The sequence below is a fragment of the Marivita geojedonensis genome (assembly GCF_002115805.1).
GTDB lineage: Bacteria > Pseudomonadota > Alphaproteobacteria > Rhodobacterales > Rhodobacteraceae > Marivita > Marivita geojedonensis.
On record NZ_JFKC01000047.1, the window covers coordinates 1 to 8,630 of the forward strand.

The 8,630-nt window shown below is 52.5% G+C and carries 11 protein-coding genes; 3 read left to right on the forward strand and 8 right to left on the reverse strand.

Annotation, left to right across the window (positions count from 1 at the left end):
* Window positions 1–63 precede the first annotated feature (63 nt).
* Window positions 64–819 (forward strand): cobalamin B12-binding domain-containing protein, encoded by a 756-nt coding sequence (locus tag MGEO_RS20605; RefSeq protein ID WP_085641624.1) that lies wholly within the window; start codon window positions 64–66, stop codon window positions 817–819.
* 2 nt (window positions 820–821) lie between these two features.
* Here the strand turns inward: MGEO_RS20605 and MGEO_RS20610 are convergent, their stop codons facing one another.
* The 4 genes from MGEO_RS20610 to MGEO_RS21270 all read right to left on the reverse strand — a co-directional run bounded on the left by MGEO_RS20610 (window position 822) and on the right by MGEO_RS21270 (window position 3,878).
* A complete protein-coding gene (locus MGEO_RS20610; RefSeq protein ID WP_085641625.1) occupies window positions 822–1,247 on the reverse strand; it encodes a c-type cytochrome in 426 nt (141 codons plus the stop codon).
* A 57-nt stretch (window positions 1,248–1,304) separates the two neighbouring features.
* Window positions 1,305–2,450: a hypothetical protein gene (locus tag MGEO_RS20615; protein WP_085641626.1), complete on the reverse strand. Its 1,146-nt coding sequence runs from the start codon at window positions 2,448–2,450 to the stop codon at window positions 1,305–1,307.
* A gap of 25 nt (window positions 2,451–2,475) precedes the next feature.
* Window positions 2,476–2,997 (reverse strand): hypothetical protein, encoded by a 522-nt coding sequence (locus MGEO_RS20620; protein ID WP_085641627.1) that lies wholly within the window; start codon window positions 2,995–2,997, stop codon window positions 2,476–2,478.
* 386 nt (window positions 2,998–3,383) lie between these two features.
* Window positions 3,384–3,878: a hypothetical protein gene (locus MGEO_RS21270; RefSeq protein ID WP_143746330.1), complete on the reverse strand. Its 495-nt coding sequence runs from the start codon at window positions 3,876–3,878 to the stop codon at window positions 3,384–3,386.
* 255 nt (window positions 3,879–4,133) lie between these two features.
* Here MGEO_RS21270 and MGEO_RS20625 point away from each other — a divergent pair, with 255 nt between their 5' ends.
* The gene (locus MGEO_RS20625; protein ID WP_085641628.1) at window positions 4,134–4,520 is read left to right on the forward strand and encodes a hypothetical protein; all 387 of its coding nucleotides are present in this window, start codon (window positions 4,134–4,136) and stop codon (window positions 4,518–4,520) included.
* A 548-nt stretch (window positions 4,521–5,068) separates the two neighbouring features.
* Here the strand turns inward: MGEO_RS20625 and MGEO_RS20630 are convergent.
* Entirely contained in the window at window positions 5,069–5,317 is a 249-nt protein-coding gene (locus MGEO_RS20630; RefSeq protein ID WP_085641629.1) for a hypothetical protein, read from the reverse strand.
* A gap of 256 nt (window positions 5,318–5,573) precedes the next feature.
* On the opposite strand from MGEO_RS20630, the gene MGEO_RS20635 reads away from it, so the two are divergent.
* Window positions 5,574–6,167, forward strand: a complete 594-nt coding sequence (locus MGEO_RS20635) for a rhodanese-like domain-containing protein (protein ID WP_085641630.1) — start codon at window positions 5,574–5,576, stop codon at window positions 6,165–6,167.
* Window positions 6,168–6,404: 237 nt separating this feature from the next.
* Here the strand turns inward: MGEO_RS20635 and MGEO_RS20640 are convergent, their stop codons facing one another.
* The 3 genes from MGEO_RS20640 to MGEO_RS20650 all read right to left on the reverse strand — a co-directional run bounded on the left by MGEO_RS20640 (window position 6,405) and on the right by MGEO_RS20650 (window position 8,627).
* The gene (locus MGEO_RS20640) at window positions 6,405–7,376 is read right to left on the reverse strand and encodes an ATP-grasp fold amidoligase family protein (RefSeq protein ID WP_085641631.1); all 972 of its coding nucleotides are present in this window, start codon (window positions 7,374–7,376) and stop codon (window positions 6,405–6,407) included.
* A 311-nt stretch (window positions 7,377–7,687) separates the two neighbouring features.
* Window positions 7,688–8,065 (reverse strand): PAS domain-containing protein, encoded by a 378-nt coding sequence (locus MGEO_RS20645; RefSeq protein WP_085641632.1) that lies wholly within the window; start codon window positions 8,063–8,065, stop codon window positions 7,688–7,690.
* Window positions 8,066–8,177: 112 nt separating this feature from the next.
* A complete protein-coding gene (locus MGEO_RS20650; RefSeq protein WP_233140053.1) occupies window positions 8,178–8,627 on the reverse strand; it encodes a plastocyanin/azurin family copper-binding protein in 450 nt (149 codons plus the stop codon).
* Window positions 8,628–8,630 lie beyond the last annotated feature (3 nt).

Below are 8,630 nucleotides of genomic sequence, written 5' to 3' on the forward strand. Positions count from 1 at the left end.
CCCTAGTGCGCGGAGGAATCGGCGGAGACCTGCAAGTCAGCCCGCCTGAACGTCGATCACGATATGGACCGCGAGGCTCACCATTCGAAAGACGATGTCGACTGCCAAGTTTCCAAAGAGACTGGCATAGAAGCTGTTGCGCGACGGACGCTGAAGGCGCTTGTCGAAGGTCGAAAGGCCAAGGCAAGCGTCGGCGTGTCGTATGTGCGTGCGTTTTGTACATTCTTACTTAGTGCTGACGAGCAGTCCTGCTTACGACTTGTTGCGCAGCTTCAGGAACGCGGCGCATCACATGACCTTATCGCCGACCAGCTAATTGCAGAGGCGGCTCGAGAACTTGGTGCGCGATGGGACAAAGATGAGTTGTCGTTTGCCGAGGTGTCGCTCGGCATATCTACGCTTCTCATGGTGAATGCGGCTGTACGTTCCGTGTCAGAGCCCGCCACCATTACCAAAAACAGGCGGGTCATGTTCGCCACACTCCCGCATCAAGCACACACTTTGGGTATCGGACTCGCGGCGGAGGTCTTTAGGCAAAGGGGATGGGACATCTCCGTGCATCTACGTTTGCCGAAGCCAGACATTATTGATGAAGTCCGTCGGACGGAGGCAGATTTGGTTGGCTTCACGGCAGGCAGGAAGAGAAGCCTCGATGAACTGATTGTGGTTGCCGCGCAAATTCAGAGCTTACCCCATTCCCCGCGCGTTATGATTGGAGGCATTGCCGCGGTCTCAAGTGTGACCCAAACAAACGGTATGGACGACATTACAATCGTTGAAAGCGTCGAGCATGCTTTGAAGCTTGCCGAGGAGCTTTGAGGCTAAAAGGAAGCTACCTGAATGGTTTCGAGATATTCTATCAGGGCAACGAGTTTACGGGGGGTAGGTGTCAAGACACCATCTCCCGTGTCGTAGGGCAGGGGATCACCACCAAGAAAATCTCCAAATTGCGGCATGCTTGGCCCGGTGGTGCCACCATGTGCATAGCCATCAATCTTCGACAGAATATCAGACTCGGGAAGTTCTCCGCCGTTGCGTGCGGATAGCAGCGTCAAGTCGGCAGGAACGGGATCCATGGATCTGCCCATTGGGCCTTCGCCGCGTCCAGTGACGCCGTGACAGTCCGCGCAAAACGCCATGAACAAGTCACGGCCTTCGTTGACTTCGGGCATCTCTTGCGGTGTGCATGCCGGGATCAATAAGGCGGCACCAGCACTGACAACGAGACTGAAGTGTAAGCTGGGCATCTTGGTTCCCCATTTGGTTTGATCCGATATCCAAGGCCAGTGTGCTTCTGTTTGCACTTATTGATAGCCAAGCGAGTTCACCATTGCATCGATGGCGTATTGCACGTCTTCCATGTCGAGCCGGGCCATACCGGTCAGTTCGATGCTTCGCTTTCCCGACCCGAGCCACACCATTCTGGTTGCTACCGGGCTCTCGACACGACCAAATCCTGTCAAAACGCTCCCGCCCTGCATCTTCCGAACAATCGAGAAACCTTTGAAGGGACCGATCTCCAAGTCGGGTGTTGTTTGTAAGACCTCAAGTCCAAAACGTTCAGCCCAAGGATCATTTTCGACGGCTTCCAAGGTCTGGGTCAGAGGCGCATTGCGCACCGTCATGTACAGCCCGGCGTCCGGAGCGCCCCGTACCTTCAATACAGTCCAAGGCTTTCCATCCCCGTATGCACGTTCACCGCCGCTTCGGATGATGCGAGGCAGGATGGTAATCCCGAACACCTGCAATGGACCGTCATAGGCATCGTCCACCATGATCTGCCAACTCGATGGCACATCAATATGCAGCCCGGTCTCGGGATGCAGAACCCGTGTGATGTCCGGAGATGTCGGGTCTGCGGATGTCGAGGCCTCTGTGAAGGCCGCAGCGGTTTCTTCAGCTCGTTGTGAGAAACTCTCGCGCCACGCTTCGAGAGTGCCTTTCATTTCCTCCGGATGTCGCATTCCGCGAAACCCGATGTATCGCCCACTGTTCTTCTTGCCCTCGCTTGACGAGGTATCAGAGCGCGCCCAGTACACGATGTTTCCTCGGATGCGCAGAGTACGGATTTCGCCAGGCAGGGCCGACCGGAAAAGTTTGCCACCTCGGATGATGAGAAGTCGCCGGTCAGTGATGGCGAAGCGCCAATTTTCATCTCGCTCCTGCCAACCCAACCAGGAGAAAAACCCGCTGAATGCAACCAGCACAAGTCCGGGAACCGTTGTCGATCCGGAGGCAAGTGCCAATCCGGGAACAAGTAAGGGGCCCAATCCCAAAAGCAGAAGAATGCCCAAAATCAGCCCCAGCGCAGCCAAAGCACGCCCAAAGAGATTGCTGAGCGACCGCACTTCTGGTGCACCCTGCCACAGCACAACCTCACCTGGCTCCAGATTGGCGGCGATTGCCGGATCGAGATCCTCGGAGAGGATCGGGTTCAGAGAAATGCCCATCGTCTCAGTCTCCGGAACAATGCGATCAATCCTTTGGCAGGCTGGCTGCAAACTCGCCCGTGATTGTCATGGACCGGTTCATGTCGGTCTGTGGGTTTGAGGCATTCTCAGTGTAGAACACGGGAGCGGTGAAGGTGCCTGAAACGACCAAACGATCTCCCTGTTGTTCAACGTTGTTCAGCTCCAATGAGACCGAACCTTCTTCCGGATTAGTCCAGTATTCGCTGAAGTAGCTTTGCAGATACTCAAGCTCCGCGATGACTGTGTAGCCCCCAGGTCCGCGAATGAGCGTTCCACCCAGAATGAGCACATCGTTTGTGGCGTTTGAGCCTTCCTGCGGATTGGCCCAAATACTGAAGCTTGAGGCATTCAGCATGCCGGGCAGTGTCTGTGTCCAGAACGACTGGCTCTCACCTGTATCTTCGAATGCATAGTAAGTGCGCGGTTCGCCATCATCGAAAGAAGCGGTGACGGTTCCGATGGTCTCGGAAAAGGCCGGGAACGCGAGAAATGCAGAAACTGAAAGAGCAAGAGGCGCTGTCTTCATGTGATAAATCTCCTCGGTGTCAAATCCCGTTCAGGCCGCCACAAGAGATGAAACTGATTGTGGCAGTTCATTTCCGAGTGGGAGCCAAACCCTTTCAGAGTTTATCCAAGCCCCTCATTGAAAACAATAATTACGGGGGCGAGAGGCTCGGCGCCAGCTTTACTATTACAGAAGGCATTGCTCTTCGTCTCCAACATCACCATCCGAAATCCCCAACTGGGCTATACCACGACCATCACGGAGAGCCTGTCAGATCCCCTCTCTAGGCCTCTTGCCCGAAGCTGTATTCAATGATGTCGTTCTCAACCGCGCTATCGCTCGAAGGGGACGAGGTGCGACAAAGCCGGACGTCGGCGCCGGGTGCTGAAGTAGACACGATCAGTCAATCACAGGAGGTCTGGCAGCTCAGGTTCGGACTGCCGTTCATGTGTCTGGAAAATGATTGGATTGCTTGGTCGCGTGCCCGCCACGCCTTGGATACTGCCCGCTTCAACGAACCTGCCTATGTAGAACAGACCAGCATAGTACGCAGATGCGGGGTATCCTTGATATTCAGGAGTGTCCGCCGACAATCGCGCTGCAGCGTCCGGTGTTTTGGCGCAGGAAGCTGGCACGAGAACATCAAATGTGATGGGTTCGACGCTGAACGCAAAGCATCCAGCTTGTCCTTCGTGAACCACGTAAGCTCCCGAAGCGTGGAGATACAAGTGTGTGCCGCGCCACCAACCGGTGTCTTCAAAAAGATCACGCGACGCCGTAGCCAGGCCGTCACTTAGTGTAATCGATCTGCGCCAATCACTATGCCAGCCGATCATGCCGGTTACCGAAATCGTCACAGAAGCATTGCCGGAAAGAGAGGCTTCTGCTTCGTGCTCGGGCAAGCATGCGGCCAGCACAAGCGTGGCGCCTAGGGCAAATATCGATCTACGCAATCTTGGGACCTATCAACCTTTGATCATACGATACCGGTCTCACTCTGAAACCGGAAGCGGCTGAGCACATATACCAGTCCTCGTAGATTCTAATCAGACCCAAGCACGTCTCAACAACTGGCAGATCTCCCTATTTGCAGTGTTGATAGACAATGCAGATATCGGTCCACTTGCGTTCCTTTATGTGGGCGGCAATGGTTCAGCATGGAAGACTGGCAGCCTTGGACAGACAAACCCGAGAACTCGCATGCGGGACGAATTCTGGCGCTCGCAAATTGCATTTACAAAATGCACTACACGACAGAGCAACATGCGACGCAGGGACCAATCGAGACCTTTGACAACAAATGTGCGGGAGATCTGGAAAAAGCGGCTCACGTCTTGGCCCAAGCTGGCTTTACCCGCTTCATTGACGATATTGGCAGACGAAGCGTCTTTCTGTTTGAGCCATCTGAATTCGAACAGATTGCAGTTGGTCCGGATGCTCTGGCTGTGGATGCAGACCAGGTTTGCGAAGCGATTGAATGGCTGGCGATAGGGCACTTCAGATCGAGTGAAGAGATCGACTATCTTGCAAAAGTGATGAGGTAGTCGAGGAGCAGGAGTGGCCAAGCTGGGCGCAGAATTGCTTGTGCTGTTGGATGACGAGGTGAAAGCCTACAAAGCGTTGGGTCAACATCAGTCCACAATTAAGACCGCCCAGAATAGCTCGACGCTGACGCCTCACCCAAATCTGCCAGATTTCCCCAAACTGAGATGCTAACAGAGCTGGTCCCTTTGGGGCTCAGATGAGCCATTTCCACCTCAACCACTCGAACGCGCAAGTTTGCGCTGTTGCCCAATGCAGGCCGGATAAAAGTGGCTGCTTTTGGTTCAAGCGTTCCAACCCGAAGATATGACGGCTTCCCTAGGCCAAATGGAAAACGGGATCGCCGCTCAACATACACTGTGACCACATCGTCGGGCTCAGACCTCAGGTGAGCAACATCTCCTGGAGAAATCTTGGCGCGATAGGGATCAATGTCCAAAACAGCCAAAGCTGCTTGATGGATAAGTGGTTGCATGCTGCCTCTCATTTCCCAGTATTTTCTGGGTTAGGAGGAACATAGCTTCCGCGCGGATGATTCTACAAAGCCTCGTTACGTCAAGGCGTCGAAGTCCACATCAATGTTTCGGGCCTTCAGCGCAGCAATAATGCCGCCTACTACGTTCCGGCTATTTATCCCTTCTTGTAGCGCAGCGTCGATATCGGAGATCAAGGCTGAGTGGCTTTCGATGATCAACACAACGCGTTTCCCCTTCTGCGCGTCATAGACGATCTGCCTTTGACCGCTGGGGCCGGTCCGAAGTCCGACAAACTCAGAACTTTTCTTGGAATGGTACAACATACCACCGACCTCAAGAGAACGCCGAAGCTTTGGATAGCAATTTATTGATGTCGTGTAATACCTTACCGTAACATCACGGTTAGCTGTGGCAGTCGTGTAACATGTGCTGTCTTACCCATGAGCGGTTTGGGCACAATCCGCGGGGCTGATATCCGTTTGCGCTTCTCATGGGATGAGACAGACCAAGCCTGGCCACTCGACAGGCCACGATAGGAATGTCAGGCTGACGCAATCGTCGCACTAACAGGAGATTTCCATGCGTTGCGCTCTCTTGGCCTTTTGTGTCGTAACCCTTGCTTCTCAGGCTATTGCTGACGGTGTTGGGATTACGAAAGACACAATGAGCGTTGTGGTTGAGACTGAGGAAGGCCCTATTGAAATCATCCGCAATCAGGACCCGGACGCGCGCCTCGGCGAACCTTGGGTAAAAACTTCGCGCCCGTGTCCAAATTTCTGCATTCAGCCGATGACACCGGCCGCTGGGGTGACAACCATCGGCGAGCTCGAGGTTTTGGATTTCTTGAAGACGGGTAGTGGCATCCTGGTCGATGGGAGGGTTCGAACAGAGTACGAAGAAGGGACTATCCCTGGTGCCATCTCGGTACCTTATACCGAGGCCGCTGATAGGCTGGGCGAATTTGGATGCGAGATCGATTTTGATGGTTGGATTTGTGAAGGCGACATACCAAACGTCGTCCTCTTCTGTAACGGACCATGGTGCGGCCAATCACCATCCGCAGCACGCCGCATGATCGAAGCAGGTTTCCCGGCAGAGAACATCTACTATCATAGGGGTGGAATGCAGAACTGGAACATGCTGGGATTGACCGTAACGCCGGGTAAATCATGAAGTGATCATAAGACGATACTGATGGAACAGTAACTGCGATCCACCCTTGGTTCAGTATTCCGGATCAATCTATACACTTGAAGGGGCATTTCCAAAAGAAATTAGCGCCGGTGCAAAATTTTCTCACGGGTGCAAAACTTGACCCAATCATCTCATTTGAACGCAATATGCCAAAAATCAAATCCGTTACTCTCACCTGCTTATCCTTGATGATTAAATGGTGTCGACAAGGTTCGATCATAGAGAAAAAGGCCAGGTCGAACCCATCGTTTTATCTAATGCGTATGAATTAGGCGGGCGTTGGCCACCCATTGGAGCCAAGGTTAGCTCACCCACAAAGATAGTGTCACCGGAATGATACAGATCAACTCTAACAAATTCGAAATGACGAGAAATCATCTTTGATAATAAAATCATATTATCAACAAATATCGGCTTGGCTTCAGGTGGGCCGAAAGGAAAAAAAAGTTCTTCTGGAATTTGCTTGAAATCGGCATCATACAATGTCTGTGTGTGTTGGGAATGCCTTCCGTGATCAACTTGAATTGCTAATATTTCCCCGCCTCCACAGTGAAATTTCCAATCTGTTAATGAGCCGTCATTAGGAGAAAGGTCAGCTTCGATGAAGTTTTTTGCTCTCATCAAGTCATACCACCATTCACCCGCACGCACTCCGTGTGGATCAATTAGCCAATTTGCACTATTTTCTTCAATTTTGAGTGCATCTTTGTCAGTGAGAGGAACCGTGAAGCGAATGTTGCGTCCCGTCCCACCGCTTGACTTGGCGTAATATTTGCCTTGGGGCAATCCTAAGCTATCGATAATTTTTCTCGTTATCGGTTGATACCCTTCCCACATAACATCAATAGTCTTGACTTTGAAAGCAAGGCCATCTGGTACAAATGCACTCACATTCAATTTATCAGCGGGTGACGGCATGATAATTGGAGCAAAGAACTTTGAAATAGTCAATTTTTCAAAAAAAGTGCTAGGTCGAATAAGATTTGGCAGAACGCCTTTTTGGCCATAATAGACTTGAATTGCTCGATTGAGTTTTTGCCGTATGATGTCAGATGGAAGAACGTCTATCCCACGTAGAGTTCCGCTTGGAGCAGCTGAAGTGCTGCCGAAAAGCCCTCTAGCATAAATTTCATCGTAGGTTTTTCGGCCAATCTGCCGCAGCTCAAACTTGGAAAGATCTTTTTTCATTCAAAAGCTCCTTCTCTTGAAGTCAATCTTCTTAATGTATTCATGTGTTCAGATTTGCATCTCGACTGAGCAGCCTGATCTGACTGGTCCAGTTTGATTGTTAGTGCATTGTCGGCCTGGGTTCCATCGAGACGATGGTTTCTGGCGCTGGTGGTCGGTATCCTATAGCGCTGCTTGAGCGCGTACAGCTCTGATATGAATTTCGGCCACCTGCCCGAGACGCTCGATCCAGCGATTTGAGCAGCGATCATTCATCGTCACGTAACACGCGTGGATCGTGCCAGAAAAGCCATGTACAATTCTCGCTGCGCCTAAACCGGGTTCTGTGCGCCCGCGAAGAACATCAGGTTGCCAGACGGGTCATATATTGGGCGAATGCGCAAACGGTTCACAAACGCTGAACCATCTTTGCGGTAATTCAGAATATCGATCGTAAAGCGGGTTTCGGCCCTCAATCCTTGCCGTATAGCCTCAATGGCAAACGGGTTGGTGTCCGGGCCCTGAAGAAACCGGCAGTTCTGCCCAACAGCTTCATGAGCAGCATACCCGGTTTGCCGCTCAAACTCTTCACTCACAAAGATCATTGGATTGTCTGGGAGTGATGGGTCAGAGAACACCACACTCATTTCCGTTTCGTCCGCTTCAAGCAGCGATTGCAGCTCACCTCTGGAATACTTTTGCGCCAGCATAATACGTCGTGTCCTTTTTGCCGTTTGTCCAATCACGGCGGGGCGTGCTGCGATTGTCGATGACGTTAAGGGAGTGGGCCAATCACGTTGGCCCACTCCCTGTGTTTTCGGATCAGCTGGTTTGATCCGCTTCGTTCACAGGCTCCGCAACCATCGCGCGGGCTTCTTCCACCAAGGCTTCGATCTTGTCGCCACCTTTGCCGGGGATGCGCGCGTCAAGGATTTGCTCGGCGTTGCTGACATCATCGCCAACAACCACAAGGGCGACCATCCCCATGCTCTGGTGGGGCAGACACACAACAGCTGTGAGACCTGCCTCTGTTACCACGTACTCAACCGCCTCATTCAACCGGCCTCTGAAGGCTTCTTGGCCCTCTGGCAGCGCGTCCCGCACCGATTGTGCGTTGTGAGACTTGTCGGTTGGAATAAAGCGAATTGTGTCACCCACCTCTGCGCGGATCAGTTCTTGGCTGAACACCATCCGCTCTCCAGCGTCGTTGCGGTTCAGCATTTCGACTTCGATAATGTCGGCGACTGCAGAAGCTGCAGAGCTCACCAACAAGAC

Excerpts from the sequence above, each read along its gene's own strand:
- MGEO_RS20630 (WP_085641629.1), bottom strand. The coding sequence starts at position 5,317 with ATGTTGTACCATTCCAAGAAAAGTTCTGAGTTTGTCGGACTTCGGACC.
- MGEO_RS20645 (WP_085641632.1), bottom strand. The coding sequence starts at position 8,065 with ATGCTGGCGCAAAAGTATTCCAGAGGTGAGCTGCAATCGCTGCTTGAA.
- MGEO_RS20640 (WP_085641631.1), bottom strand. The coding sequence starts at position 7,376 with ATGAAAAAAGATCTTTCCAAGTTTGAGCTGCGGCAGATTGGCCGAAAA.
- MGEO_RS20620 (WP_085641627.1), bottom strand. The coding sequence starts at position 2,997 with ATGAAGACAGCGCCTCTTGCTCTTTCAGTTTCTGCATTTCTCGCGTTC.
- MGEO_RS20615 (WP_085641626.1), bottom strand. The coding sequence starts at position 2,450 with ATGGGCATTTCTCTGAACCCGATCCTCTCCGAGGATCTCGATCCGGCA.
- MGEO_RS20625 (WP_085641628.1), top strand. The coding sequence starts at position 4,134 with ATGGAAGACTGGCAGCCTTGGACAGACAAACCCGAGAACTCGCATGCG.
- MGEO_RS20610 (WP_085641625.1), bottom strand. The coding sequence starts at position 1,247 with ATGCCCAGCTTACACTTCAGTCTCGTTGTCAGTGCTGGTGCCGCCTTA.
- MGEO_RS20605 (WP_085641624.1), top strand. The coding sequence starts at position 64 with ATGGACCGCGAGGCTCACCATTCGAAAGACGATGTCGACTGCCAAGTT.
- MGEO_RS20635 (WP_085641630.1), top strand. The coding sequence starts at position 5,574 with ATGCGTTGCGCTCTCTTGGCCTTTTGTGTCGTAACCCTTGCTTCTCAG.